Source organism: Shimia marina (genome assembly GCF_001458175.1).
Classification (GTDB): domain Bacteria; phylum Pseudomonadota; class Alphaproteobacteria; order Rhodobacterales; family Rhodobacteraceae; genus Shimia; species Shimia marina.
This window is the reverse complement of sequence record NZ_CYPW01000007.1, coordinates 1-24197: the sequence shown is the minus strand read 5'-3', so window position 1 is coordinate 24197 and position 24197 is coordinate 1. Positions and strand designations below refer to the sequence as shown.

Annotated in this window: 28 protein-coding genes and 1 pseudogene; 12 read left to right on the top strand and 17 right to left on the bottom strand. The window is 58.0% G+C overall.

Annotation, left to right across the window (positions count from 1 at the left end; translation table 11 throughout):
* Positions 1-367 precede the first annotated feature (367 nt).
* The 9 genes and pseudogenes from SHM7688_RS05580 (at position 368) to SHM7688_RS05540 (ending at position 7651) form a co-directional block, all read left to right on the top strand.
* Entirely contained in the window at positions 368-676 is a 309-nt protein-coding gene (locus tag SHM7688_RS05580) for a hypothetical protein (protein ID WP_058239050.1), read from the top strand.
* On the top strand, positions 673-876 hold the full coding sequence (locus tag SHM7688_RS05575; RefSeq protein WP_055190657.1) for a hypothetical protein: 204 nt from the start codon (positions 673-675) through the stop codon (positions 874-876). The genes SHM7688_RS05580 and SHM7688_RS05575 overlap by 4 nt, the downstream gene beginning before the upstream one ends.
* A pseudogene (locus tag SHM7688_RS05570) lies at positions 873-1076 on the top strand (hypothetical protein); the annotation flags it as partial. The gene SHM7688_RS05575 and the pseudogene SHM7688_RS05570, both read left to right, overlap by 4 nt.
* A gap of 7 nt (positions 1077-1083) precedes the next feature.
* Entirely contained in the window at positions 1084-1365 is a 282-nt protein-coding gene (locus SHM7688_RS05565) for a hypothetical protein (RefSeq protein WP_058239048.1), read from the top strand.
* Between the two features lie 174 nt (positions 1366-1539).
* Entirely contained in the window at positions 1540-2130 is a 591-nt protein-coding gene (locus SHM7688_RS05560) for a hypothetical protein (protein WP_058239047.1), read from the top strand.
* Positions 2117-3925 carry a relaxase/mobilization nuclease domain-containing protein gene (locus SHM7688_RS05555; protein ID WP_058239046.1) on the top strand — a complete coding sequence of 603 codons (1809 nt, stop codon included), beginning with the start codon at positions 2117-2119 and terminating at the stop codon, positions 3923-3925. Before SHM7688_RS05560 ends, SHM7688_RS05555 begins: the two co-directional genes overlap by 14 nt.
* Positions 3918-5810, top strand: a complete 1893-nt coding sequence (locus tag SHM7688_RS05550) for a type IV secretory system conjugative DNA transfer family protein (RefSeq protein ID WP_058239045.1) — start codon at positions 3918-3920, stop codon at positions 5808-5810. The genes SHM7688_RS05555 and SHM7688_RS05550 overlap by 8 nt, the downstream gene beginning before the upstream one ends.
* Before the next feature lie 613 nt (positions 5811-6423).
* Positions 6424-6729 (top strand): helix-turn-helix transcriptional regulator, encoded by a 306-nt coding sequence (locus SHM7688_RS05545; protein WP_058239044.1) that lies wholly within the window; start codon positions 6424-6426, stop codon positions 6727-6729.
* Positions 6710-7651, top strand: a complete 942-nt coding sequence (locus tag SHM7688_RS05540; RefSeq protein WP_058239043.1) for a reverse transcriptase family protein — start codon at positions 6710-6712, stop codon at positions 7649-7651. The genes SHM7688_RS05545 and SHM7688_RS05540 overlap by 20 nt, the downstream gene beginning before the upstream one ends.
* Positions 7652-7709: 58 nt before the next feature.
* Here the strand turns inward: SHM7688_RS05540 and SHM7688_RS05535 are convergent, their stop codons facing one another.
* From SHM7688_RS05535 to SHM7688_RS05475, 13 genes are all read right to left on the bottom strand, one after another.
* Positions 7710-8708 carry a TrbL/VirB6 family protein gene (locus SHM7688_RS05535; RefSeq protein WP_058239042.1) on the bottom strand — a complete coding sequence of 333 codons (999 nt, stop codon included), beginning with the start codon at positions 8706-8708 and terminating at the stop codon, positions 7710-7712.
* A 14-nt stretch (positions 8709-8722) separates the two neighbouring features.
* Positions 8723-8905, bottom strand: a complete 183-nt coding sequence (locus tag SHM7688_RS05530; protein WP_058239041.1) for a DUF4177 domain-containing protein — start codon at positions 8903-8905, stop codon at positions 8723-8725.
* Positions 8898-9893, bottom strand: coding sequence for an ATPase, T2SS/T4P/T4SS family (locus tag SHM7688_RS05525; RefSeq protein ID WP_058239040.1), 996 nt, complete (start codon positions 9891-9893; stop codon positions 8898-8900). The genes SHM7688_RS05530 and SHM7688_RS05525 overlap by 8 nt, the downstream gene beginning before the upstream one ends.
* Before the next feature lie 2 nt (positions 9894-9895).
* Positions 9896-11206: a TraB/TrbI/VirB10 family type IV secretion system protein gene (locus tag SHM7688_RS05520; RefSeq protein ID WP_058239039.1), complete on the bottom strand. Its 1311-nt coding sequence runs from the start codon at positions 11204-11206 to the stop codon at positions 9896-9898.
* Complete coding sequence (locus SHM7688_RS05515; RefSeq protein ID WP_058239038.1) at positions 11199-11894, bottom strand: TrbG/VirB9 family P-type conjugative transfer protein; 696 nt, start codon at positions 11892-11894, stop codon at positions 11199-11201. Before SHM7688_RS05515 ends, SHM7688_RS05520 begins: the two co-directional genes overlap by 8 nt.
* 3 nt (positions 11895-11897) lie before the next feature.
* Positions 11898-12548 (bottom strand): VirB8 family type IV secretion system protein, encoded by a 651-nt coding sequence (locus SHM7688_RS05510; protein ID WP_058239037.1) that lies wholly within the window; start codon positions 12546-12548, stop codon positions 11898-11900.
* Positions 12549-12552: 4 nt separating this feature from the next.
* Complete coding sequence (locus SHM7688_RS05505; RefSeq protein WP_058239036.1) at positions 12553-13332, bottom strand: type IV secretion system protein; 780 nt, start codon at positions 13330-13332, stop codon at positions 12553-12555.
* A complete protein-coding gene (locus SHM7688_RS05500; protein WP_058239035.1) occupies positions 13329-14477 on the bottom strand; it encodes a lytic transglycosylase domain-containing protein in 1149 nt (382 codons plus the stop codon). The genes SHM7688_RS05505 and SHM7688_RS05500 overlap by 4 nt, the downstream gene beginning before the upstream one ends.
* 143 nt (positions 14478-14620) lie before the next feature.
* Positions 14621-16987 (bottom strand): VirB4 family type IV secretion/conjugal transfer ATPase, encoded by a 2367-nt coding sequence (locus tag SHM7688_RS05495; protein WP_058239034.1) that lies wholly within the window; start codon positions 16985-16987, stop codon positions 14621-14623.
* Entirely contained in the window at positions 16977-17255 is a 279-nt protein-coding gene (locus tag SHM7688_RS05490; protein ID WP_024096577.1) for a VirB3 family type IV secretion system protein, read from the bottom strand. Before SHM7688_RS05490 ends, SHM7688_RS05495 begins: the two co-directional genes overlap by 11 nt.
* 7 nt (positions 17256-17262) lie before the next feature.
* Entirely contained in the window at positions 17263-17553 is a 291-nt protein-coding gene (locus SHM7688_RS05485) for a TrbC/VirB2 family type IV secretion system protein (RefSeq protein ID WP_025060020.1), read from the bottom strand.
* Entirely contained in the window at positions 17553-18131 is a 579-nt protein-coding gene (locus tag SHM7688_RS05480) for a lytic transglycosylase domain-containing protein (RefSeq protein WP_058239033.1), read from the bottom strand. The genes SHM7688_RS05485 and SHM7688_RS05480 overlap by 1 nt, the downstream gene beginning before the upstream one ends.
* 64 nt (positions 18132-18195) lie before the next feature.
* Entirely contained in the window at positions 18196-18522 is a 327-nt protein-coding gene (locus SHM7688_RS05475; RefSeq protein WP_058239032.1) for a hypothetical protein, read from the bottom strand.
* Positions 18523-18685: 163 nt separating this feature from the next.
* On the opposite strand from SHM7688_RS05475, the gene SHM7688_RS05470 reads away from it, so the two are divergent.
* On the top strand, positions 18686-18973 hold the full coding sequence (locus tag SHM7688_RS05470) for a hypothetical protein (RefSeq protein ID WP_223229288.1): 288 nt from the start codon (positions 18686-18688) through the stop codon (positions 18971-18973).
* 88 nt (positions 18974-19061) lie between these two features.
* On the opposite strand, the gene SHM7688_RS05465 is transcribed toward SHM7688_RS05470, so the two are convergent.
* The 3 genes from SHM7688_RS05465 to SHM7688_RS05455 form a co-directional block, all read right to left on the bottom strand.
* Positions 19062-20888, bottom strand: coding sequence for an ATP-dependent nuclease (locus SHM7688_RS05465; RefSeq protein ID WP_058239063.1), 1827 nt, complete (start codon positions 20886-20888; stop codon positions 19062-19064).
* Between the two features lie 127 nt (positions 20889-21015).
* The gene (locus SHM7688_RS05460; RefSeq protein WP_058239031.1) at positions 21016-21216 is read right to left on the bottom strand and encodes a hypothetical protein; all 201 of its coding nucleotides are present in this window, start codon (positions 21214-21216) and stop codon (positions 21016-21018) included.
* Between the two features lie 2 nt (positions 21217-21218).
* Positions 21219-21431, bottom strand: coding sequence for a helix-turn-helix domain-containing protein (locus SHM7688_RS05455; protein WP_058239030.1), 213 nt, complete (start codon positions 21429-21431; stop codon positions 21219-21221).
* A gap of 158 nt (positions 21432-21589) precedes the next feature.
* On the opposite strand from SHM7688_RS05455, the gene SHM7688_RS20215 reads away from it, so the two are divergent.
* The gene (locus tag SHM7688_RS20215; RefSeq protein WP_058239029.1) at positions 21590-22231 is read left to right on the top strand and encodes a hypothetical protein; all 642 of its coding nucleotides are present in this window, start codon (positions 21590-21592) and stop codon (positions 22229-22231) included.
* Positions 22232-22233: 2 nt separating this feature from the next.
* Here SHM7688_RS20215 and SHM7688_RS05445 read toward each other — a convergent pair whose 3' ends face one another.
* The gene (locus tag SHM7688_RS05445) at positions 22234-22524 is read right to left on the bottom strand and encodes a hypothetical protein (protein WP_233486592.1); all 291 of its coding nucleotides are present in this window, start codon (positions 22522-22524) and stop codon (positions 22234-22236) included.
* A 486-nt stretch (positions 22525-23010) separates the two neighbouring features.
* Between SHM7688_RS05445 and SHM7688_RS05435 the strand changes: the two genes are divergently transcribed.
* Positions 23011-24087 (top strand): tyrosine-type recombinase/integrase, encoded by a 1077-nt coding sequence (locus SHM7688_RS05435; protein WP_083498964.1) that lies wholly within the window; start codon positions 23011-23013, stop codon positions 24085-24087.
* Positions 24088-24197 lie beyond the last annotated feature (110 nt).

Genomic DNA, 24197 nt, shown 5'->3' with positions numbered 1-24197 from the left:
GGCCGCTCTGAGAAACGGACTGTGCGGAGGATCGACCGGCTTTCAGCCCGCTCACCTCCTTCAGGCTTCTTTCAACTTGATTGGTCCGCCCAACATCCCTGTCGCGTCCCGTCAATGGGCAAGCGCCGCGCGGGCGCGTCGTCAAAGCCTGCAACCCGTGTCCTCGCGCGGGGCGCGCTGCGGGCCGCACCAGTTGCTGGCTTTGACCCATTGACTGGCCGCTCCTGGGCCGTGGGTCGGGCTGTGCCCCCACCCACTCTGTTCCGCCGAATACATGCGTATTCGGTCAGATCAGATTGGCCGGTGTGCAGCCCATCGGCGGAAGGGGAGCCAAGCCCCTACCGCAGCACTCAAAAGGAGGCCACAAATGGCTCACAAATATCAGCCCCCGAAATTCTGGACCTGCGACTGTGATCGCTCGATCGGCGGTCACATCATCGACGGGCTCTATAGCACCTGCGTCTATTGCGGGAAGCATCGGCACGAGCTGAAGGAAATCGTTGTTCCGTCAGGTTTGGGCGGCGTGTTTTGTGTCGAGATCCTCAGTGTCGAGGAGGATTGCGCCAAGGTGAAGGTGCTCAAAAGCTCGAACGGCTTTGACGCGCTGCCACCCTTCACGGTGCCGTTCAAGGACATAGCCCCGCGTTGGAAACACAAGGTGGGAGAAATCCGATGACCCCTGACTATCACAGCGATGATTTTGCGACGGCACGTCTGGAAGACACCGTCAGCTTGCGTAGCGCTGCCCGTGAGGCCCGCGCCACGCTTTACGCGGTGTTGAACCGGCTGGAGCTGAACGATCTGGAAGGTGAAGAGCAGCCCTATATCGACGATTGTCTTGGGGCTCTCGCAATCCTTGAGGAGGCGTTGCGATGACCTTGGAAGAGATCAAAGCAGCAGTGGACGCGGGCAACCGCGTTCACTGGGTCAATAGCGGGTATGTGGTGACGCGTGATGACCTCGGGCAATACCTCATCACGTTCACGCGGAACGGGTCGGCTATCGGCTTGACCAGTCGGGATAGTACCCGCCTGAACGGAGAGCCTGACGAATTTTTCATCGGGGAAAGTGCAGAGGTTCGCCATGAGGTATTCTGACATCGGGCAGGCGGCCCGAGAGGGCCGCGCCAGCGTGCATCTGCATGGGTTCAGCAATCTGCCCGATGGCGGGCAGGAGTATTGTGATGATCTGGCGCTGATCGATGGCTGGGCGATCTATGTCCGAGTTGAGACCCCGGACGACCCGCAACAGCCCTTTGATTTGCACGAGCTACCCGATCATCAAACCTATGCCAGCGCCGAAGGCGCGGCCCGCGCAATAGCGGTGCAATTGCTTGGCGATGCTGAGGCGTGGAACCACGATTAGTGGTGCCATGCCTTGCGCATGTGGCCGGGCTTTGCCCGGCGGTCGCAGCCTGTGGCTGCTCCAAACGGAATACAGGCAGTTGATGCAATATTATAATATTGAATCAATTATGGCGAAATGCCATAACAGGGCTGCCTGTATGATGCTGGCAAGAAATAGGGGTGATTACTTCACATGGGCCGACCGCGCGCACCACGGCAGAAACGACTGACGCAGAACCAGCGTTTTGCGATCGTGCGCAAGCGTGCCGAAGGGGTGCCGATCGAGGATCTGGCCCGCGAATTCGGCGTCACGACCCGCAGCATCTTCTACACCCTGAAGGCCGATCAAAGCCGCAAGCTTGATGCGCGCGTGCGCTCTGAACTGGTGAATGTTCGGCTGACACCCAAGGAGCTTGCGCGCTTTGATGCCGTGCTGACGCGGCACGATATCGCCAGCCGTGCGGAGGGGCTGCGGCGGTTGATCTATGCGTCGAACGATCTCTTCGTTCCTGACGATGAAATGGCCAATCAGATGCAGGGGCTCTCTGCCTCGCTCAATCGCACCGGCAACAATGTTAATCAGATTGCGCAGCGCCTGAACGAGGCAAAGCGCCAGGGCAAGACACCGCCCTATGGCAACTCTGCCCATGGTCAGGTGCGCGCCTTGGCCGGGCTGATCTTCGACATTGCAGACCAAGTTCAGGACATGGCGCAGCGCCGCCGAAGCGCGCTGTCCGGCGAGGTTGCCCGCGTTCTCGGAGGCATTGCCGATGGCCCGGAATAGCGCTGTTGCCGCCGCGCAGGAGGCCTTCTTTGATCGCGACTGGAGCCGCATTCGCGGCAGCGTTCCACGCGCCCGTGCGAAGCAAATGGCGCGCGCCGCCATGGGGCATTCGCCCGCGATCTTCAAAGCCATTCGCGATGGCGGAACGCACAACAAAACACAGCTACGCAACCAGCTGGAATACCTGACCACCAAGTCGAGCTTCATCATCGACAGCCGTGGTACTTATGACGGACAGAGCGTTCTTTCAGCCAAAGAGATCGAGCAGGTCACGCGCCGGTTTTCAGCGCAGTGGAATGAAGGGTTCCATCCCAAGTTGGGGCATACTTCGCACCTCCTGATGGCCTTCCCGATTGGCACGCGTGGCGAGGATGTTGCCGAGATCACGCGCGAGATCTGCGAGCGGTTCTTTCAGGGCGAAGGCAGCCACTTCGACTACATCGCCGCCGTACATGAGGACCGGGATCATCCGCACGCGCACATTGTTCTGAACCGGCGCAGCAAGGACGGCGAGTTCTTCTTTTTGAAGGAGGGGCACCACTTCAACTATGACAGTTTTCGCGAGGCAATGGTGGAGGTGTCAGACCGCTATGGGCTGCGCCTTGAGGCGACGCGAAAGCTGGAGCGAGGGATCACGACGAAGAGGCCAAGCGACGTGGACCAACGTCGTGCAGAAGCTACGGGCCAGAAGCTGACCGCGCGTGAGCGCGTGGGGCCGGAGCTTGACCGTGCCTTGGCTGACGTGGCGCAGAACGCGCGGCTTTATCACGGCCTGGCTGCAGAGGCCTCGGGCGAGAACCAGCATGACATAGCAGCTGCCTTGGACAAAGCCGCGACGCTTTTGGCTCAGGGCAAACCGATTGAAGCAGATGGAAAGGTATATGGCATGGCCGAAGAACAGCATTCGTTTGATGAGGTCGTGGATGCTTTTCACGACAAGATCAACCAGGCCGAACGCATTGTGGCGGACGCTCCAGTGGAGCGGCGCGCAGCGCTCGAGTATGAGCTGAACGACATCTATCGCACTTTGTCTCATCTCAGCCCAATGGGAACGCAGTCCCACACATTGCTTGAGGATGCGTCCAAGAGTGGGATTTATTCTGCCGCAAATATTCAGGCCGAGGCACAAGATGCCTTGCAGGATCCAGCGCTCGCCGAACGTCTTGCGGAAGCTTTGAAAGGCACCGGCATTGACGCGCAAGAGGTGACACGTCGTGTCGAAATCGGCGCGGGCAATGCCGCGCTGGAGCGGCAATGGCTTGGTCAGGATTTGAAAGCGATTGCCGAGAAGGAAGGCTATGACCTGTCTCGCGCCGATGAGCTTGAGAAAACAATCGATCGCCTAGACCAGGTCCATAGCGATCTGGGCCGCTTGTTGGCCGATGCTGAGGTTCTCAAGGACAGTGGGTCGGTGGAGTCTGACCGGCAGGAAGCCATAATCGACCGGTTGCCGCCGACCACCTCTGACATCCTGAGCCGTATGAGGGACGACCCGACCGCAGATCCATTCCACAGCGATCTGGAACGCGAGGCCTTGCGCTCCGAGCTGGAGGAGCTGGTCGGTGAAGAGAAGGCCTCCGACTTGGCGATTGGTGATGAAACCGCCCTGGAGGAACAAATCGAAGATCGACTGGACAGGCTCTATGCGGCCAAGGCCTATCTGCAGAGCGACGCAGCATTGGCGAATAGTATGGCGATGGAGCATGTCCTCGATGAAATCGCCAACGAGGAAGTAGACCTCCAGCGCGAGCGGCACGTCGATGCCGATGGCGAAAAGGGCGTGACGCATGGGTAAGACGCGGATCGCACTCGGCGTCATGAGCTTTGCTCTTCTGGGAGCTGTGCTGGGGTATGTTCTTGCGTCGGCCTTTCTGACGTTCCGCTGGTTCGGGGTCGGGGCCGACATCGATTTCTTGATGCTGGCACGCAGCTATGGGGTTTTTCGAACAACCCATCCGGCCGATATGCAGATTGTTCACTTGATCGTAGGGATCAGCACTGGTGCCGGAGTTTTGCTTAGTGCCGTCTTGATGAACGACGCGCTGACCAAGTTTGGGGAAACCCACTGGCAGCAGATGTCCGAGATGAAGCGGAACGGCTTTTTTGGCAAGCCCGGCCACGGGTTTGTCCTCGGCAAAATGGGTAAGCCCAAGAGCCGCAAACCGTTTGTCATGTCCAAGGTTTTCCCCCATGCCCTAATCGTCGCCCCGACCGGACGCGGCAAGACGACGGGGTTCGTTATCCCGAACCTTCTGACCTATCAGGGCAGTGCCGTGGTGCTGGACGTAAAGGGCGAGAACTTCGAGGCAACCGCCCGCCACAGGGCTGCGCAGGGTGACAAGGTGTTCCGGTTCGCGCCAACAGATTGGAAGGATGGCCGCTCGCATCGCTACAACCCATTGCTGCGCATATCGGCGCTGGACAATGTTGACCGCCAACAGATGGAGCTGCAACTCCTGGCCTCTCTGTTTCTGCAAGCAGATAACGACCGCGTCCAAGGCCTCCTCGACGGCGGTATCGATCTATTCGTGGCGGCAGGGCTTTTAGCGTTCGAGCGCAAGCGACCGACCCTGGGCGAGATTTACCGCATCACCGCATCTGGCGGGGACAAGCAGAAGGAATATCGCCGCCGCGCCGATGAAGTGGTCAATCCAGCCGCCAAGCTGATCTTCATGCGCATGGCCTCGACCAACAACGACACGCTGACATCCTACCTGTCGCTCTTGATGACATCTGGCCTCAAGCAGTGGTCAAACCCGGCCATTGACCGTGCGACCGCAACGTCGGACTTCGATTTTCGCGACATCCGAAAGACGCCGTTTTCCGTTTATCTCGTAGTCGAACCGTTGATGGTGAAACCCCTCGCGCCACTGATCCGCTTGTTCTTCTCGGATTTGCTGGCATCGCTCCAGGACCATGAACCCGGCAAGGACGAGCCTTGGCCCGTGATGATCATGCTCGATGAGTTCAACCGCCTGGGCAAAATGCCAATCGTTCTCGATAGCATTGAAACCCTGCGATCTTACCGCGCAAACCTTGCGATCGTAACGCAGACGATCCCAGCGTTGGACGAGATCTACGGTGAAAACGCCCGCCGTGCCCTGCAGGGCAACGCGGGTATCAAGCTCTATCTGGCCCCCTCGGATGAAAAGACCATCGAAGAGCTCAGCAAAGCCGTCGGCAAAACAACCAAGCGCGTTGTGACCCGTTCGCGGTCGGTCGGCCGCAATCCGTTCGCGGGGCGCAGCATGTCTGAACGAACCGAAGAGACCGCGTTGCTGCCCGAGGATGAGGCGCGGCGCATGGATCTTGATGACATTGTTCTTGTCGTCGACGCGCAAATGCCCGTCCGCGCCAAGCGGATCAAATACTATGACGACCGGTTCTTTAAGCAGATCTTCGACAAGCAGACAGGCGATCTGCCATTTCCCTCAGCGGGGGACCAGATGCGCGGGCTCCAAGGGCAGATCAAGGCGCTGGAGTCTAAGATTGGAGCGCTTGAGATGCCGAAAGCGGTTTCCGCTAACGGCTCTGAAGGTGGTGGGATGCGGCGCGATGAGATTGAAGAATTGGCGTCCGGCAATCAAAATGCACAGTCAGGTGATCAGGCCAGTTTGGGCGACTATCAGGCAGGAACTGAAAGGGTGGAAAGGTTTATGGAAGAGGCTGCTCGGGGATGAGGGGGCAGGCAAACCTTTCTGCGCTGAGATCTAAGATATTCGTTTGAACAAATCGTCTTCTCGGTCGCGGCAAAAAGTTCGCCTACAGTGAACTTTTTCCCTTGAAAGCTGACGCCCCCGTTCCCACATACCTAATGTGTAACAACGGAAGAAGTTCCTCATACCCAGCTTGGACTTGTTCAAGCGCGGAGGGGTTTTCCCCTCTACCACTTCTACCGCAGACGGCCTGGAGGCCCCCGGAGGGGGACGAGGGGACGGCGGCGGGCGAAGCAGACGCGATAGCAAGGACAGCTATCGCGTCTAGGCAAAGGGTTTAGTCGTCGGTTTCCGTTTTCTGTTGGGTGAGGACCCTTGGTTAGTGGCATCCGCTGTGGATGTTGCGCCGGGGCCAACAGAAAGGAGGAGCAATATGGCTCTCTCTGAAGATACACACCGACGGCGGCGGCGACGTCGGTTTTGGAGGAAACTCCGGAACCCTCGCACCGTGATGGTCATCCTTAGGGTGGCTATCTTCATCTACCGGCTTGTCCGGTGGTTGATGGCGATTCTCGGATCGCCCGGCTAATCGCCGCCCGCCTAATGTCTAAGCGGGAAAGGCAAACGGGATGAAACTATGATACATGAAGCACTAAGGTTGATCCGAGTGTTCCATGACTTGAAACAGGTCGAACTGGCGGAAAAACTCGGCGTCTCGAAGTCCCATATTTCGGAGATCGAAAAGGGTAACAAATCCCCCTCGCTCGATCTGATCCAGAGATATGCGACAGAGTTCAAAATTCCGGTTTCTTCTATCATGTTCTTTGCGGAAGAGCTGCCTAACGCCAAGTCTGGCGACAAAATCCGTTCAAAAATTGCAGGCAAGGTCATCGACATTCTGCGTTTCGTTGAAAGGAAAGCAGATGCCGAAGACGCAGCCTAGAGAGGGTTACCAACTCAAGGATAGCCCGTTTTTCCGCCTCAAAAGCCGGAAGCAACTGGCCAAGCTTCTAAGAGTGTCCGCCGATACCTTGGACAAGATCAGCCACCGCAATGACCTCTACGTCCGCCGCTGGAAGCACAAGAAGCTAAAGGATGATGAAAAAGGCGCGTGGCTGAAACACCCTCCAACGCCGGAACAGGCGGAGAACTACCGCCCTATCGACATTCCCGACCCGAAGCTTAAAGCGATGCAAGGCCGCATTGGTGATCTTCTGGGGCGTGTCAAAGCCCCAGAGTTCCTTTTCAGCCCTGTAAAAGGACGCTCTTACGTCGAAAACGCAGCGCACCACAAAGAGGCCAAGGCATTCTGGCTACTGGACGTCGCGGACTACTTCCCAAGTTGTTCAGCCAACAACGTCGCCCGATTTTTCCATCGAGAGCTTGAATGCTCTCGGGACGTAACCGCCGTTTTGGTTCACGTCGTAACTCTGGGTGGATGCCTGCCCCAAGGCTCTCCTTGTAGCCCGATCCTAGCCTACTACAGCAACAGCCATATTTGGCTTGCCGTCGAGAAGCTGGTGAGGGCGAAAGGGTGTAAACTAAGCCTCTATGCAGATGATATAACGATTTCTGGCGACATAGTGCCTAAAGTGCTGATCTGGGAGATCAAAAAGCTCATCTTCAGCAACGGGCTTCGATTGAAGGACGTGAAGGAAGTGAGTTTGATCAATGCTCCCGCCGATATAACAGGAGTTATTGTAAAGGATGGAGCTACCCATCTACCGAACCGTCAACTAAAACGGCTTGCCGAATTGAAGCAACAACGCGCGCTGATTAGAAATGCAAAGGTCCGGGAGCGAATCGAAAATCAAATCGCAGGGCGCATTTCTCAACGGAAACAAGTGGAAAACCCGAAGTTCTGACGGGCTCACAGCTAACCTTTGTTTGGCGGCTTTTGAAGGCCATTTCGGGCTGAGAGCTCTATTCCAACCGCTTCGCACGCTCAGCCACCCGCTGAACCATCGAGACAGTCGCACCGCCCGCCTGGCGTAGTCCAGCCCCGGCGATCTCAGCATTTGACCTCGTCCCAAACCGCGCCCGCGCCCGTGAGCCCTTGGTTCCGATCAAACCCTTGGCGAACCCGCCAGGACTGGGAATGCTCGGCGTTCCGGCCATCATGAAGTTGCCTGAGATTGAGCGGACGATCAGCGGGGTGGCGATGATCATGCCGCCTGCGAGGAACATCATCATGAAGAAGGGCACCAGCGCGCCGATGTTGCTCGCGCCAGAGGGGTCTCCTAGTTCAGTCATGAGCGAGCGGGACATGCCAACGACCGTGGAAAACACGCCTGCGATCACGAGGGGGTAGAGCGCGTAGGACACCGTGCTGGACAGCCAGCGGTGGAAATAGTCCTTGCTCACGTCGAACAACGACAGCGCGATCATGATTGGTGCGATGCCGATCATGAAGGCCAGCATGATCTTGGCGAAGATCAGGACCAGGCCGCAAAGCGCGCCGATGACGCCCAATAGGAATGCCCCGATCGCGCCGATGAGGGCTCCGGCCATCCAATGCATGTTGTCACCGGCCGCGTTCAAATAGTCTCCAAATTCTTCGATGAGATCGTCGAAGGCCTCGGCAAAGTAGGATGCACCGGCACCGCCGCCGCCAAGCCCCGCCACCATGCCGCCCGCGAGCTGGTCGAGCCCGTTGATAAGGGCGCTGGCTACTGCGTTGAATTGGACCCAGTTCATCGCAAATAGGGAGATCAGCATGAGTTTGAGGGCGAACCAGAAGGCGGTTCGCCCATCCATGGATTTGTATTGAAGTACCATGTTGAGGAAGAGGCCGATCACGGCGAGCGTCGAGGCCACGGCGATGACGCCGCCGAGCTGCCCGGCGACGTTGCCAAAGGTGGTTTGGGCTGCGTCGTCCAGAAAGTTGTCGGTTGTCTCAACCATCCAGGTGACGACGCCCATCGGATCTTCCTCGGTTAGGTTTGGGCGCTCGCGCCGGTGCGCCGCTTCAAGAAGGCCTTCAGGATGTGTTCGCCGTCGAAATCCGGTACCACTGAGACCAGCTCCCAGCCGTCTTGGCCAAGAGCGGTCAGCTGCGCTTCGATCTTCGGTGGCTTGGTTTTGGCGGTGTTGATCTGTTCAATCTTGTATTCAAACATGGGCTGTTTCCTTTGAATGGGCCGGATCAACCGGCAGGTAGAATTCGGTGATGCCGCGTGCGCCTTCATGGCGACCGGCTTGGATGATCACATCGATCGAGCGCGTGATGTAGTCGTTCATGTCCTGGTAGGTCATAGGCACGTCGGTTTTCAGGGCGGCGATGGCGAGACGCTGAACCGCCAGCTGAGGGGTTTCAGCATGGAGCGTAGTGAGTGAGCCACCATGGCCGGTGTTAATAGCCTCAAGGAAGGTCATGGCCTCCTTGCCGCGTACTTCGCCTAAGACAATCCGGTCCGGCCGCATGCGCAGGGTAGAGGTCAGCAGGACATCAGCGCTGCGCGTGGCTTCATCGCGATCAGACATCAGCGTGACGACATTAGGCTGCGCCGGACGCAACTCGGCGGCTTCTTCGATCGTGATGATGCGCTCGTCGGCGGGCACGAAGGAGAGGATTTTTCGCGCCGTGACGGTCTTGCCGGTGGAGGTTCCGCCCGAGACGATCATGTTGAGCTTGTGCGTCACACAGAACTTGATCGCGGCGTCTATGTCGCCGGAGGCCACGACATCGCGCAGCTCGGCATTGCGCTTGCGCCTTGCCCCCTCGTTGCTGCGTTCTTTGCCGAAGAGAAAGGACAGTTTGATCTGGTCCAATGGCAGGTCCGTGAAGAACCGCAGAGAAATCGCGTAACCGCCATCAACGGCGGGGGGCTGGATGACTTGCGCGCGAATGGGGCGGTCGCGATAGGTAATGCTGACCGAGACGATGGGCTTCGTTCGGCTGAGCGTGGTGTTCGCGGCGGAGGCAATCTGATTCCCCAGGTCCTTGATCTCATTCGCCGAGAGCTGTCGATCGACACGCCGCATGAAGTGATCACCCTGAAACTCCGCCCACAACGTGCCGTCGGGGTTGATGCAAAGCTCGATCAGCTTTGGATCACGCGCCTCGGGGATCTTGTCCATCGAGCTTTGCAGATAGCTGGCCGCCATGGTCAGAAAATCTCCAGATCGCGGTCGACCATCACGGTGACGCGGGCACCTTGATCGACAAAGATCACGGGAGAGACGGAGAGATATTCACCGATCACGCTTTGCGCGCTGTCCTGAAGGTCTTCGCCAATGCCCTCGAGCACATCTGAGGTGATCTCATCTTCGGTGTTTTGGGCGGCTACGGCGGGCAAGGCTCCGATCAGCGATATAAGGGCGGCTGACCCGAACCGCGTGCCAAAGCGGCTGTCGACGAAACCGGTCGTGCCGGAGCGTCCCAGTTCGTCACCACCGAAAGCGCTGATCTCGACGGTCTGGTTGCTGGGTAGAATGATCCGGTCCCAGGCGATGGTCACGCGTCGCTGCGCAATATCGAGACCAGATTGATACCGCCCGATGAGACGCGCGCCGCGCGGGATCAGGATCCGCGAGCCGTCATAGGCATGGACATCTTCCGATACCATCGCGCGGACCTGACCGGCCAATGAGCTGTCGATTGCTGTCTCCAATACGGCTTGGATCATCGTGCCCTGAACGACCGTGTTCGACGGGTTCACGATCAACTGGGCCTGCGTCACCTCAGCGGGTTCAGCGCCGTTGCGGACAAAGTCTGTGTCGCCATCAAGTCGACGCTGCTGCGCGGCGGTTTCATTGCTGCCACCGGTACCGCCAAAGGCGATGATCGGGCTGGCAATACGCGCTTGCAGTTCCTCAAGTTCGGCTTGCCGTCGCCGTTCGAGCTCCTGAAGGCGGAGCTCCTCGGCGGTAGGGCCGGTTGGTGCAGGCGAGCGCGGGGCTTCCAGGCGTGCAAGCTCAAGATCGTTCTGCAGGCGCTGGATTTGCCGCGCACGTTCTTCCAGTTCTTCGCGCAAGGCGGTTTGCGTTGCAGCTGCTTCGCTGCGCAGGGCGTCGATTTCTGCGCCCAAGGTATCCAGTGCCTCGAGGTCGACAGTTGGGGCTTCAGGTGCAGGTGCGTTGCGCATGGCTTCGAGCTCGCGCCGCATGGCGTCCATTTGCGCGCGCAGCTCTTCTGTTTCGCTGTCTGGTTCCGGCTCCGGCGGTGGTGATGTCTCTATCGGTGCAGGGGTTGGCTCAAGGTCGCCAAACCCCGGACCGGCCGCTTGGAATTCATCTGGGGACGCGGTTTTCAGGCTATCGGGATCAGAGCCGCCAGAGAACAACAGCAATAGACCGCCAAGGGCGGCGATTGCCCCAATGCCCAGGGCGATAACGAAAAATGAAGGTCGAGGTTTTCGGTTTTGTGGTTTGCCTTCAAGCGCTTCGAGGCGTTTCGTAAGCTCAGCTGTTTCACTCATCGCGGTTTGCCTCGCTCATCTCTTGGACGCAGATCTCGTCCTCACCGAGCCTGAGAACCCATCGATCGCTGACACCTGACACGCGGATCACGCCGTCTGGCCGCGCGAGCGCATTCACGCTGCGCTCATTGCCCGCCGACCAGCGAAAGATCGCTGGCAGCGGCGCGTTTGCGGCAAAGCGGAAATAGGTGAATGTGCCGTCGTCCCAGATTTCGCGCGGGGTGATCTCGGACCGTGCGCTGACGCCGTAGGCGTGGTTTGCTGGTTGGTTTGTTGCCACACGCGATTGCCGAGGGGCAGCCTCCGGATAGGTGAAGCGAATGACATAGAACGTTGGTGAACTCGCCTCGGTCACGTTGAAATAGTAACTGCGCCGGTTTGTGTAGACGGTGATGTTGGTATGAGCGCCGCGTGTGACGGGCTTGATCGCGAAGGCCTGGCCACCGGGAACGCCGTCCAGAAGGAAGCCTTCGGTATCGCCCGCAATGATCGAGCGGATAGTCTCGCCTTGGCCAAATTCAATGCTGGTCACATGGGTCAGGCTGGTGCGGATGCGGTAGACCTGTCCATCCTGATAGGTGGCCAGCCGGACGCGGGCATCATAGCGGCCTTGGCGCGGCTGGGTTTCTGCATAGGCGGTGCCAGCAAGCGGAATTAGGAAGGCGAGGATCAGGAACAGGCGGCGCATTGGTTACTCCAAACGATCCGAGCGGATCGCGTATTCTGTGACGGTGAAGCCGAAAGGGTTCTGCCAGACATCGTCGATTGACCGGCTATTCTCGGGCCGAAACTCAAACATCAGCGTTGCGGTGAAGAGGCCATTTTGCGCGCCGCGCGGTGAATTGAGCCGCTTGCGCAGGCGCACCTGGGCACGATTGGCGCTGATATGGGTGATCGATAGAACCTCGACATCAAGACGGGCATCTGTGCCGTAGCTATCCGGCGGATAGGCCTCATGGCCGCTTGTCCAAAGCGCCCGCAACCCTGCGGCGGCTGCGCTGTCCGACTGGTCCAGGACCCGCCGCACGCGCACGTCATTGTCGAGCTGATTGTAGGTCTCTCGATCAATCACATAGCGGTAGACCTGTGCCTCGATGATAGCGGGGCGTTCCGTGAGTGAGACCGCTTCAACCATGGCATTGGGGAGGGCCATGCCGGTTTCGCTATCAAAGGGTACGATCATGGGCGGCGGGTCCACGTCGAATAGGGCAACGAGGGCGGCGGCGAGGCAACCTGCCATGCCAAACGCCATGCCTGTCAGCCCCAGCTTCTGCCACATGAGCTCGCGCCGTCTTGCGCCGTAGACGAGCTCCTCTTCGATGATTTCTGCCTCACTGGTCATGGGGTCAGTCCGCGCGCAGGTCTGGCAGGGTGAAGTCCATGTAGCGGCGCTCTTCGGCCAGCGTGGCGGCATCCACCACGCCGGATTGGCCCGCGCCAACGGTCTGGATGGCTTCAAGCTCCCACATGCGCGTCATGGCAATGGCCAATTCTGCCGTGACGCGGGTGTTGTGATCGACGGCTTCCTTGAGCGTTTCCATGTCCGGGATCAGTGAGACCAGCTGTTCGACCCGTTCAAGGGATTGCGCGGCCTCTTCATAGCTGTTTTCTGCGGCCGCCGACATCACAGCCCCAGTGCCTGCCTGGCTGGCAATGCGCTCCGCCCCAGGATTGCCGCTGTTGGCCATGTCGGAAAGGCTGTCTTGGTCAAAGCCCGCATCTTCCAAAGCCTGCGTCATGCGTCCTTCCATCTGAGGGGCTGCATTGCCGATTAGGCCGCTGAAATCGCCGCTTTGGATGTGCCGAATGGTGCCAAGGAGGTCGCCGAATTCCTGATCGAGAAGCCCGTCGAGATCACCACCCATGGCCATCTCGATGATGTCTGTCGCGCCGGTCAGCGCGGCGTAGGTCTCATTGAGCGTGTCGAGTTGCTGCTGCACCAAGTCGAGCTGTTCGAGAAGCGTGTCGAGCTGGTCGGTCTGGATTCCGAAATCCTCCAGCATCTGCTGCAGCTGGCGAATTTCCTGGGCGATATTGCGCGTGTCGACCGTGGGAACGCCTTGGGCAGATACGGGTGAGGCAACCAACAGCGCGCAAGTGGAAATGGCAGAAAGAAAGCGGATCATCGGAGTACCTCCAGATCGAATTGCATGAAGTCTTGTTCGCGAGCCTGTGCGGCCGCCATGGCCAGCTCTGCCGCGCCAAGCGGACGGGTATGGGCGGCCTTGAGGCGCGTGCGAATTGCGATCAGGCGGGCGAGCTCGGCCCGCGCGTAGGTGTTGAGCGACATGGCCGCGTGAATGTCGTCGGTTTCGCCGATACGGGTGATGATGTCCTGCACGCGCAGTGCGGCCGCTTGCACCGAGACCATGGAATAGTCGCCATAGACCCCTGCGCCGAAAGAGGTCAGGCTCATGGTCGAGTTTGCGAGCAAGACGGGATCGATGGTGCCGAGTGCGTCAACGCCGCCGACGCGTGCAAGGTAGAGATTGTAGCGCTCGGGGATCACCTGAACGTAGTGCTGGGTCTCTGCAAAGGGTGGCACGCCACCGTAGCGCTGCACATTGCCGGGACCGGCATTGTAGGCGGCGAGCCCGTGAATGATGTTGCCGTCAAACATGGCCAGCATCTGCGCCAGATAGCGCGCGCCGCCTGTGACCTGGATGTAGGGATTTTCATAATAGGCCGGGTAGATCCCGAGATCTTGTGCTGTGCCGGGCATGATCTGGGTCAGGCCAAACGCACCAACCGGTGAACGCGCGCCGATGGTGAAGCGGCTTTCTTGCCAGATCAGCGCTTGCAACAGGCAGCGCCATTGCTTGGGCGACAGACCGGCAGCGCGCACGCCGGACATTTGGTGCGTTTCTTGAGAAGCGCGAATGATCAGCTGTTCGATCGAGCCGGACGCATCGCCGAACATCTGGGCTGCGCCTGGGTTCGGGTCGATCGAACCATAGAGCGTGTCTGCGGCGCTTTCAGGCGATGAACCAGCTTCCAGGCTTGCGACCAGTGCGCCTGAGTTCCCGCTGGCAAGCGTCGAGGCATCGAGAATGTCTTCCAGCGCTTGGAGTTGTTCTTGTTCGAGCTCTTCAAGCTCTTCTTCTTTGGACAGCCGATCCCGTTGCAGCGCCAGATCCTGCTCGCCCTGCTGCAACACGCGCTCGCGCTGCAAGAACATGCCCGCATCAAAGGTCGGCACGCCTTGGGCGAAGGTCATTGGCGCGTTGAGCCACAGCAGACCCGCAAGGATATGCGGGCGGAGGCTATTCATGCAGCGAACCAATGGGCCCGAGCAGCTCGAAATTGCAGTTGCTGCGGCTGACCTCGGCGAAAGAGTTGAAGCAGTCAGCTTCGGACGGCCGGTATTCCGCGCAGGCTGTCAGGGTCAAAAGGGTGAGGGTCAGCACGCAAAGTCTAGGCATCGATCTGTCTCCAAAAATCGGGGTTCTGGCGATAATCCGCGCCAACCAGCGCTTCGCCTTTTTCCATGCCGCCAAGGATCGTGAGGTAAGGGCCAAGCGCACTCAAATTGGCGTCGACCACCACCGAGCCTTGATCATCGCGCACTAGCGCCAGCCGGGAGTTGCTGCCTGTGCCAAGCAAAACGCTAAGCTCTTTTTCAGTGAGGCCCAGCATGGTGTAATCGCTGGCCGAGGCGCGTATGTTGGGAAGCAGGAGCTGCGTTGGCACAGCCTCGACAATCGTTTTGCCGGTGCGGGTCTTTTCAAGCTGGCTTGCGTATTGGGTCATCATCACGACAACCGCGTTCTGTTTACGGGCGGTCACAAGCCAGTTGCTGAGCCGGTCTGCGAAATATGGGTTATCCAGCGCCTTCCAGGCCTCATCGATGATGATCAACGTCGGTTTGCGATCTTCGATCACGCGCTCCACCCGCCGAAACAGGTAGGAAAGGACCGCCATGCGTTCCTTCTCGCTTTCGCTGTCGAGAATGCCGGTCAGATCGAATCCCACGAAATCACCATCGAGCGAGAAGGTATCCTCAGAGCTTTGCCCGAAAATCCAACCGTAGCGGCCATCAGCGGTCCATTCCTGAATCCGTTCGAACAGATCCCCTTCATCTGCCCCGGCCACAAAGAGCGAGGACAAATCCTGCCAGTTGCGCAGGGCGGCATCGGTCGCACCGGCGTTCTGGCGCACCACCTCTTGGATTCGGTTGATCTGAACCGGGCTCAGGGGTTTGTCGGTGCGATGCAGCAGTGTCGCCAGCCAATCGGAGAGCCAGGCTTGGCCGCGTCCGTCGATTTCGGTGCGCAGCGGGTTCAGGCCCGTCGTTTCACCCGCCTTGATGGCGCTGTAGCGCCCGCGATTGGCGCGCACCGCCATTTCCATGCCTGCGCGATAGTCAAAGACAAACACGCGCGCGTCGCAGCGCCGGGCTTGGGTCATAAGGAAGGCCGACAAAACCGATTTTCCAGAGCCAGGGCGGCCGAGGATCAAGGTGTGTCCGCCGGTCGGCTCTTTGTCCGGCTGACCCGTCTCATGGTAGTTGAACAGGAAGCCCGAGCGTTCAGGCGTTGGGAACAGGGTAATCGGCTTACCCCAAGGCACTTTGTGTCCGGGTTTGCCCAGCTGGCCGCGATGCAGTGCTGCGAGGTCGGCAAAGTTCGTATTTGTGATGGCGGCCTTGCGGCTGCGCATCTGCCCATTGCCCGGATGCTGCGCAAAATAGTGGGTGCGCGCGGCGAAGCTCTCGTGCACCAGATTGACGCCTTCACTGGCGGCAATGTTGCGCACCTCGGCGGCGATGGTTTCCAGCTTTTCTTCGGTCTCGGCGAAAACCGTAACCGTCATGTGATGATCGCCAAAGCTGAGGCGCTTGGATTCAAGATCGTCCAGCGCGTCGACCAGTTCTTCAGCAAGAGAAATCGCGCCATCATCACTGGCCTTCATCAAGCGCTGTTGGCGCTTGATCCGGCTGGCCATGATGTTGCTGTTGATCGGCGTGAAGGAATGCGTGACGACCATGTCGACCGGCAGGTTTAGCTCATCGAACATGGTGCAGCTGGTTTTGGCCGGGTAGGTCTTGATCGCAAAGCTCGTACCAAACCGCTTGCCCGCCGTTCCATCGTCGAGCATAAAGCCTCGCCCCTGAAACGTGACGCGGGTGTTGGCCACATCTTCGGCAATGACGCCAAAGCGGGATTTTGCGAAGAGTGGTCGCTCTTGGCCGATGTTGAGTGCCCCGAGGAACCCGAGTAGCTCGCCGCATTCAGCGCCGAGCAGCCGGGGGTTCATCTCTGCAAAGGACGATTTGAGAAACCCGACGACCTCTTCGAGCTTGCGCAGCTCTTTGGCTGTCTGGTCCTTCATCTGTGCGATTGAGTCTGAACGTTTTAGGCGCAGCCGCACGCCGAGGGGAGGACGTTTCAGCACTGTCAGCGTAAGCGTTTTGTCCCGCAGACCCGCCTGCGCCATGGCCAGTTGCCAGCGGGTGTCCAGCGCTTGCGCAAACCCTTCCTCGCGAACCGGTGGCAAAGCAGTCTCGATCGCTTTTGAAACCTTGTGCACGTAGAAACTGTACTCCGGCCCGATCTGCGCGATGATCGCCGCGAAGAGCGCGCGGCTCTTCTCCAGATGCGCGTCATCGCTGGTCATGCTGTTGACGCCATCAAGGCGGATGCACTGGAACAGAGCATTGCCGCGCGTGCGGATTGTCACATCATTCACCAAGCTGACATAGGGCAGCATACTGGCCATTTGGCGCTCTTTGTGCGCCCAGTCCGGTAGCATGGCAAGATCATCCGAAGGATCACGGAGCATAGCTGTCCCCCGAATGGATCTTGCGGTTTGGCGTCGGCGGCGTTTCCTGCAGCGCGGTGACCATCACCTCAAGAAAGGCCGGATCCCAATCTGCGGCTTTCCACAGCGCGGGATAGGCCAGAGCGGCGATGATGATCACCGGCCAGCTCTGGACCCAGAGAAACAGCAGCACAAACCCGAAGAGCCAAACCATGGCATACATGATCGGCAAGCCGATAAGCTTTGGCGGCCGGATCAGGCCCAGGAAGAGGCGGGTTTGCGTTGCCATGCCGGGTTTACGCGCCCCAGATCGCGGTCACGATGGTCGGCGCAGCAGCGATGCCTGCAATGGCAACCAGCACCCAGAGGGCTTGGCGGAAGTCGAGGATTCCGAAGAGCCAGGAGAGGAACACACCGATCAAAGCCAGCGTGCCGATGACAATGCCCAAGGGGCCGGTGATTGTGTCGACGATGCCCTGCAAAAGGTTCTGCACCGGCGAGAGGTCGATGCTCTGCGCAAAGGCGGGGTTGGCAATCATCAAACTGGCCAGAGCCAGCGACAAGATCGTGCGGAATTGAATGTGCATCAGGAGGCTCCAGTCAGTCGATCACGCACGGCCATGACACGGCGCACGTGATTTTGGGTTTCTCGGTAGGGAGGAATGCCGCCATAGCGCGCGACCGCGTCAGGCCCCGCGTTATAGGCAGCGAGCGCGAGTTCGGACGTGCCGAACTGCGCCAACATCATCAGAAGGTAACGGGCAGAGCCATCCAGATTGGCCTGCCAGTTATGCGGATCCACGCCGAGCTGCGCGGCCGTCGCTGGCATCAACTGTCCGAGGCCAATCGCGCCTACGGGACTACGCGCATTCGGGCGATAGGCGCTTTCGATTTCGATATTGGCCTGGAACAGCGCCTGCCATTCCGTCACCGACAGACCTGCGCGGCGCAGTGCAGGATGCGCGCCATAACGATGCGCGGTGCTTTCAAGAGCTGCGAGGATTTCGGGGCGGGGAACTGCCCGGGCGGGTGCAGGTGAAGACGCCTCAGGTTCAGGCGCTGCGAATACGATCAGCTCTGGTGGGTTTGCACCAATCCCGTCGACATAGCTTTGTGCAAAACCTGATTGGGGGGATTTGGTTTCCAGCTGGCCATCGGCCCGCATGGAAAGCACGAAGCCTTCAGAATGGGCGGGGGCAGCAATAAATGCTGCGAGGACGGCAAGTAGTTTAGCCTTCGTCGTACAGGTTGTGCGAAGCAACCTTGCCTTCGAGCATGGGTATCGAAACGATCGAAACGCCAAGGCCAGCAAGGAAGCTGGATAAGCCATTGATTGTCTTGAATTCCCGAGCTGCCATGTTGTTGCGCGCGGTGACAAGCAGGCGACGCGTCTCGCCATCTGGCGAGACGCAATGCACGGTCCAAACTCCGGACCACTGAGCACCTGTACGTTTGGGCGTAACCCGGCACACAACATCCGCCGAATGACCCTCGGCAAGCAGCGTGCGCAGCCCGTCTTCACTGACAACATTAGGGGCGTCTTGCATCAAATTCATAGGATCGAGCCTTGCAGAATTGTGCATTGGCCCGGCAGTCCCTCATGGACTACCGAACCGATACAATATTATAATCTTGCAATCAATGGGTGCAATTTGTGTTATTGCGCCTTTCATGCGTTGAAACAAATTTACTGCAACGGAGTGGCTGAGCCAAGATAATATGGCGCTTTTGAAACAAACATGGGCGGTTATGGTCGTTCTGAGCTGGGGTTCTGCCGCGATTGCGGGCACTTGCCTGCCGCCTGCGCCGCCTTGGATGCCGAACACTGCCAGCGACGTGCAGGCATATGCTGACTTGTTGAGGCGCGATGCGGAGACCTATTTTGCCGATGTCGAACGATACTTCCGTTGTCTGGATCAGGAGCGTCGTGAGGTCTTCGAGCAAGCGCGCGCGGTCAGTGGAGACTATGCGCGCGTTTTGGGGATTTTGGACGGCGTGAGGAAATGAAACCCTTCCCCACGTAGAGAAAACTCCCGTTCAATATTTCTGCCACGATGGTCGCCAACGCTTGTCGGCTCGCAACTGAAAAGACAGTCTAGCTCTCCACCCCGAATGCAGCATTGACCTTCTTGAACAAGCGTTCTGCATTGGCAGCGGTGCCTTCCGGCAAGTCACTGATTTTCGTCCACCCGTCGAAATCCCTCAGCATCTCAGTTAGCACATCCTTCTTTTTGAGATCTCGACCTTGGCGTTGCTTCAAGGCAATTTCCACGCGCTTGGCAATCAGTGTCGAGCCGTCTTCGGGAAGGTCTTCCAGCTTTAGCGCCAGACCATAGGCGCGATTAACGCAATCGAGAAACCATTCATCCGGAAATAGGTCCTCAATCGCGACATCTGTTTTCTTCACGCCAGCTGCTTCTCCAAGCATTAATACCCGAAACTCGTGTCCAGTCTCATCGGCGTAGGCTTTGAGGTTCATATCTTTGATCTTCGCGCGCGCTTGGTGGCCTGCATCATCAGTGTCGAGCAAAACCCCGGCATCCCACCGCTGGCCGACCGCAAACGCCGCGTACATTGGTGCTTTGGTCGAGGTTTGAGCTGGCCATAAATATATCTGATCGGACAATCCAACCTTGTCGCTTTTGGCAAGCAAACCCGAGAGTTTACTAAGGATCAGGGCATCGGTTCCACCCTCTACAATCAACACCTTACGATTGCCGAGCATCCCAGAAAGATCGGGCGTCAAGCCAAGAGCGCTTTCAATGACAGCCATCGGTGCCGATTGGCTGCTAACAACGCCATGTGTAACCTGCAGATGGTGGTTGGCATCAGTTTCGATGATGCGCACCCGCTCGGGATTTGCTTGATCGACCATCGAAGATAGATGTGTGGTGTACATGACTGTGTTCGTAGATGACAGGTCTTCAAAAACGCCCAAGAGGTCACGTTGGCCACTGTAGTGAAGGTGGATGCCAGGCTCTTCCAGTAGAAGCGTGCAATTCTCGAAATCACCCTCTGAGGCGTGGGTAAACTTCCAAGCGAAAGAAACATACCACCGGAATCCGGTAGAACGCCGATTTAGACGCACAGGAAAGCCAATCGCTTCGTCCTCGGCGAAGATGTTCAGTGTTGGACCGTCAACATCAATATCGAACTTGACCTTCTTCTGCTTCCACAACTTCTGAAACTGTTGTGTCAGGTAGGCAGAGGCGGCGCGCTTATCGAACTGGCGTAGGGTTCGCCCCTCTGCGGTACCGCCTTTCTCAACAAAGTCATCGAGATCAATCTCAGCTAGGTCCAGCACAATCAGGATCGTCTGGTCGTCAACGGAGAGCTCATGGCTACGGCCACCCGCCGCGTCCAGTCGGCTCTTAAGCTCGTTCAACTCAACCTGTGCTCCGGAAAATTCATAGTCCTGAATCAGGACGAAGCGCGGGACGTGCTCAACAGCCCACTCGGATACTTTTTCGTTAGATAGCTTCAAATCAACCGCAGGGATCACGTTGCCTTGCTGATCGTGCAAGTAAAAGCCAGTACGGTGGCCATAGCTCCGGCGGGCGAAGAGACGAAGCCCATCGGGAGGCTCATCGATTGCGGCTTGAAGCTCATTTCCTTCATCATCGGTCTGTTTTTCCGCGGCAAACTCAAACAGAGCTTCGGCTTCCCCTGTACCAAATTCAAAGTATGCTTGGGCCACGGGCTTTCCGTCCGCATTTTTCTTGCCCTTCCAATCGTCGACCGGCCAGTCCTCATCCGGGTTATACCGAGTGTCGACGTAGGAGTGCAGACAATACAGCGCCTCAAAGAGATTGCTCTTCCCTGCTTCGTTCTGTCCGACGATCGCCGTCACGTCGGTTGCCTTGATCCATCCGGAATTAATGATGTTTCGATAATTCGTGATACAAAATTCTGAAAGCCGCATAATCTGCCCCAAGTTCAATCATTTGCCACAATATACTTCTGAGAGGGTCAGTTTGCGAGTCGTGAACTCCTATTTGCTGCCTTTCGAACTTTACGCAGCACCGCTCACATCGGGGAGTGTCGAGCCGTTAGCCGCGTTTTGTGCCAACTTCCGGTTCAGCTGTACGATTTAAGCAGTCGGGTGCTGTAGGGAGGCCGTCTTCGTACAGCGCTGCCTGCGTCTCGCCGTTGTCCCAGCGATACAGAAGGCCGATTTCTTCACCTGATTTGATGCATGAAATACGGCCGATGGCTTCGGCCGTCGTGCGAACACTCTCAAGTTTGGGCAAAACTAGCCCCTCTCGTTAAACAATTCCTTGGGATCGACCTCGAGAGCATCCGCGATCCGCTCCAGAACATCGATCGATGCTGAATTCTTGGCGAGTTCAATCTCGCTGATATAGCTGCGATCGATGTTCGCGGCCAAAGCTAGCTGTTCTTGGCTCAATCCTCTGGAACTTCTTAGATTCCGGACATTTAACCCTACTCGTTCCCGTAATTTCATGGCCTCTATTCGGCCAGATCACAAGGACCGCTCTACGGAATATATTCCACAAAACGCGCGCGAACATCACAAACACTGTGCTCGCATATGGTGTGAGAGTCGGGGTTGGATGTAGTGTATCAATAATGCAGTAATGTAGTCATAAGGTAATTAATGATATGTGGTGCAGGCTTATCAGAAATTGGACCGCCGGAGCTGGCTTGGCTTTACTTTCAACCGTGGCCCCGCAGGCGGCTAAGGCCTATCAGGTTGACTGCGCCATTTTGCTTTGCCTGGCAGGTGGGTGGCCTGCTTCAGCAGAATGTGTCCATGCCCGTGCAGTTTTTATCCGCCGGATCACGCCCTGGCCGATTGAGCCGCCTTTGCAAATCTGGCGCTGCCCTATGGGCGTTTCTGAGCGCACGCCTTTGCAAAGCACGGCCCCGAAGTTCTGGGAGGTCAGCGACCACAATGGTCAGACACTCGCCCAGGTTATTCAGGCTCAGGTGGCTGAAGGCGGTGCCGATATCGACATCAGCGGTCTGGAATTTGATTTTGTCCGCTCGATCCGCGTCTGGGATGTGCGGTACTACAGCCATCGCGAGCGCGGTCGCGACGATGATTGCTCTGAGAGCTACAACATGCGTCTCGGGACCTACGGCACGCAGGGCGAATTCGGCTGGCACCGCACGACACCAGCCGCCGCCCCACAATGGGTTCTGCCGTCGCGGCGCTGTTCGTCATCGAGTTGGCGGCGTGGCGTTGGTGTCGAATGGGAAGATCACGAAGGCAACCATGGATATGAGTGGGTGGCCTACTAAGGCTATTCGCCGATGTCCTTCATACGTTCCGCGATATCGCCCGCAATGCGCTCATACAGGGCGGCTTGCTTATCTCTGGGAGTTCCGGGCTTCGGGTTCCTTCGGCGGATGCGCTTGGCGAGCCAATAGAGCAATCGTGCGGCTGGATCCGACGTCGCATCCGGTTCTGCAGCCGGGTACTTCTCCTCAAGGGCGACGACGATTTCCTGAGACAGGCTGCGCCGGTTCAGTGTGGCATGCGTTTCCAGACGCTTCTTGAGCGCGGCAGGAAGCAAGAGTTTGAATTGGACCAAGGCTTCTTCTTTCATGATTCCATGATGGACAATATTTGTCCTCAATGATATGGACATTTTATGTCCTTTTGTTGAGGTGTAAATATGAAGACAACCCAGTTCAAACTTAACCTTCCAGCGGACGTGAAAGCCTGGCTCGAAGAGGAGGCTGTGCGGAACTTACGCTCACAGGGCGCTCAGGTGGTGTCTTGTTTGCGGGCAGCTATGTCGCGGCAAGAAGCCGTGGGTGAGAGGGCTGAGAAATGAGCCCAAGCCATATCCAGCTGATTCCGACCCCAGAGCTTGCGCTTCTCTTTGGCTACAGTGAGCCTAGCGCGTCCTTCTATGACTTCTGCCGTAGGACGGGTATCGCTCCGGTGCCAGGGCGGCGCGGGTGGTATGATCCGAAACTCATCCGCGCGCGATTGGATGCTGTTCAGGGCATCAGCGCGGCAGAACGCGAGGCCACTTCCCAACCGAGCCTCGTTGCACAGCGGAGAGCGCGCCGTGCCCAGAAGTAATCTCCCCAAGGGCGTCCACCGTGTTCGGCGCAAGGTCGTGTCCGGTGTTCGCTACCATTTCTATGCTTGGCGGGGTGGCCCCAAATTTTGGGAAGGGACGGACCCGAACCCCAAAGAGCCCGAATTCTTCCATGCGTTTTCGCAGTGCGGTACGCCCGTGAGCCCGGCTGAATATCTGACGACTCACTTAGTCGACGATTTTCTGTCCAGTGCGTCCTTGCCCAAGGCTGAGCGTTCAAAGGCCGATATCCGCAAATGGCTGGAGCTGTTTCGCGAAGAATTCGGTGCCGATCCTGTCGCGATGTTCGAAGAGCGCGCCTCGCGGGGCGAGGTTAATAATTGGCGCAAGAAGTGGCTTCATTCGCCAAAGCAGCACGATATGGCAGGCACCCATGCGACGCGCGTCCTCAATTGGGCGGTGGAAGAGGGGAAGCTGAAAGAGCACCACTGCCACAAGCTCAAGAAGCTCTACCAATCGAACCGCACAGAAATCATCTGGACTAGCGGCGATATCGCTCAGTTCAATAAGCACGCACCGAAATGGGTGCAGAGGATCCTGACCGCCGGATGCGAAACCGGTTTGCGGGCAGCTGATCTGGTTCAGGTCAAAATGGACCAGTTCGAAGATACGCCGCACGGCAAACGCCTTCGTTTCAGGACCAGTAAACGGGGCCAGATCGCATATATCCCTGCCACATCAGCCCTTGAGAAATTGATCGCAGAGACGCCGGAAGGCCAAGAGGTGCTGCTGGTATCAGAGCTTGGCAGGCCTTTGACGGCCCGTTGGGCATCGAACCAGATTACCAAGTGGCGGCGCGAAGCTCAGATACCCCCATGGATCGACGGCAGAGAGAAGACTCTGTCTGACACGCGCGGGACGGCGGCGACAAGATTGCTGAATGCCGATCTGTCTTTGCGCCAAATCGCAGTTCTGATGGGCTGGTCGGTTCGCTACGCGGCGCAGGTAATCGAGCATTATGCGCAGGTTAGTCCGGACGAAAGCGATGCGGTTCTGCGCAAGCTCAATCGAGCAAAATCACTGTCTCAAGACACAAAAATGTAAACGCCCCTGTAAACGCGGGGCCTCAAACACGGCAAGGAGTGATGTAAGTGATTGATTTTAAATGGAGGCGAGTACCGGAATCGAACCGGTGTACACGGATTTGCAATCCG

Coding starts and splice junctions, on each gene's coding strand:
- SHM7688_RS05580 (WP_058239050.1), top strand. CDS start 368: ATGGCTCACAAATATCAGCCCCCGAAATTCTGGACCTGCGACTGTGAT.
- SHM7688_RS05575 (WP_055190657.1), top strand. CDS start 673: ATGACCCCTGACTATCACAGCGATGATTTTGCGACGGCACGTCTGGAA.
- SHM7688_RS05565 (WP_058239048.1), top strand. CDS start 1,084: ATGAGGTATTCTGACATCGGGCAGGCGGCCCGAGAGGGCCGCGCCAGC.
- SHM7688_RS05560 (WP_058239047.1), top strand. CDS start 1,540: ATGGGCCGACCGCGCGCACCACGGCAGAAACGACTGACGCAGAACCAG.
- SHM7688_RS05555 (WP_058239046.1), top strand. CDS start 2,117: ATGGCCCGGAATAGCGCTGTTGCCGCCGCGCAGGAGGCCTTCTTTGAT.
- SHM7688_RS05550 (WP_058239045.1), top strand. CDS start 3,918: ATGGGTAAGACGCGGATCGCACTCGGCGTCATGAGCTTTGCTCTTCTG.
- SHM7688_RS05545 (WP_058239044.1), top strand. CDS start 6,424: ATGATACATGAAGCACTAAGGTTGATCCGAGTGTTCCATGACTTGAAA.
- SHM7688_RS05540 (WP_058239043.1), top strand. CDS start 6,710: ATGCCGAAGACGCAGCCTAGAGAGGGTTACCAACTCAAGGATAGCCCG.
- SHM7688_RS05535 (WP_058239042.1), bottom strand. CDS start 8,708: ATGGGCGTCGTCACCTGGATGGTTGAGACAACCGACAACTTTCTGGAC.
- SHM7688_RS05530 (WP_058239041.1), bottom strand. CDS start 8,905: ATGTTTGAATACAAGATTGAACAGATCAACACCGCCAAAACCAAGCCA.
- SHM7688_RS05525 (WP_058239040.1), bottom strand. CDS start 9,893: ATGGCGGCCAGCTATCTGCAAAGCTCGATGGACAAGATCCCCGAGGCG.
- SHM7688_RS05520 (WP_058239039.1), bottom strand. CDS start 11,206: ATGAGTGAAACAGCTGAGCTTACGAAACGCCTCGAAGCGCTTGAAGGC.
- SHM7688_RS05515 (WP_058239038.1), bottom strand. CDS start 11,894: ATGCGCCGCCTGTTCCTGATCCTCGCCTTCCTAATTCCGCTTGCTGGC.
- SHM7688_RS05510 (WP_058239037.1), bottom strand. CDS start 12,548: ATGACCAGTGAGGCAGAAATCATCGAAGAGGAGCTCGTCTACGGCGCA.
- SHM7688_RS05505 (WP_058239036.1), bottom strand. CDS start 13,332: ATGATCCGCTTTCTTTCTGCCATTTCCACTTGCGCGCTGTTGGTTGCC.
- SHM7688_RS05500 (WP_058239035.1), bottom strand. CDS start 14,477: ATGAATAGCCTCCGCCCGCATATCCTTGCGGGTCTGCTGTGGCTCAAC.
- SHM7688_RS05495 (WP_058239034.1), bottom strand. CDS start 16,987: ATGCTCCGTGATCCTTCGGATGATCTTGCCATGCTACCGGACTGGGCG.
- SHM7688_RS05490 (WP_024096577.1), bottom strand. CDS start 17,255: ATGGCAACGCAAACCCGCCTCTTCCTGGGCCTGATCCGGCCGCCAAAG.
- SHM7688_RS05485 (WP_025060020.1), bottom strand. CDS start 17,553: ATGCACATTCAATTCCGCACGATCTTGTCGCTGGCTCTGGCCAGTTTG.
- SHM7688_RS05480 (WP_058239033.1), bottom strand. CDS start 18,131: ATGCGGGCCGATGGCCAGCTGGAAACCAAATCCCCCCAATCAGGTTTT.
- SHM7688_RS05475 (WP_058239032.1), bottom strand. CDS start 18,522: ATGAATTTGATGCAAGACGCCCCTAATGTTGTCAGTGAAGACGGGCTG.
- SHM7688_RS05470 (WP_223229288.1), top strand. CDS start 18,686: ATGGCGCTTTTGAAACAAACATGGGCGGTTATGGTCGTTCTGAGCTGG.
- SHM7688_RS05465 (WP_058239063.1), bottom strand. CDS start 20,888: ATGCGGCTTTCAGAATTTTGTATCACGAATTATCGAAACATCATTAAT.
- SHM7688_RS05455 (WP_058239030.1), bottom strand. CDS start 21,431: ATGAAATTACGGGAACGAGTAGGGTTAAATGTCCGGAATCTAAGAAGT.
- SHM7688_RS20215 (WP_058239029.1), top strand. CDS start 21,590: ATGTGGTGCAGGCTTATCAGAAATTGGACCGCCGGAGCTGGCTTGGCT.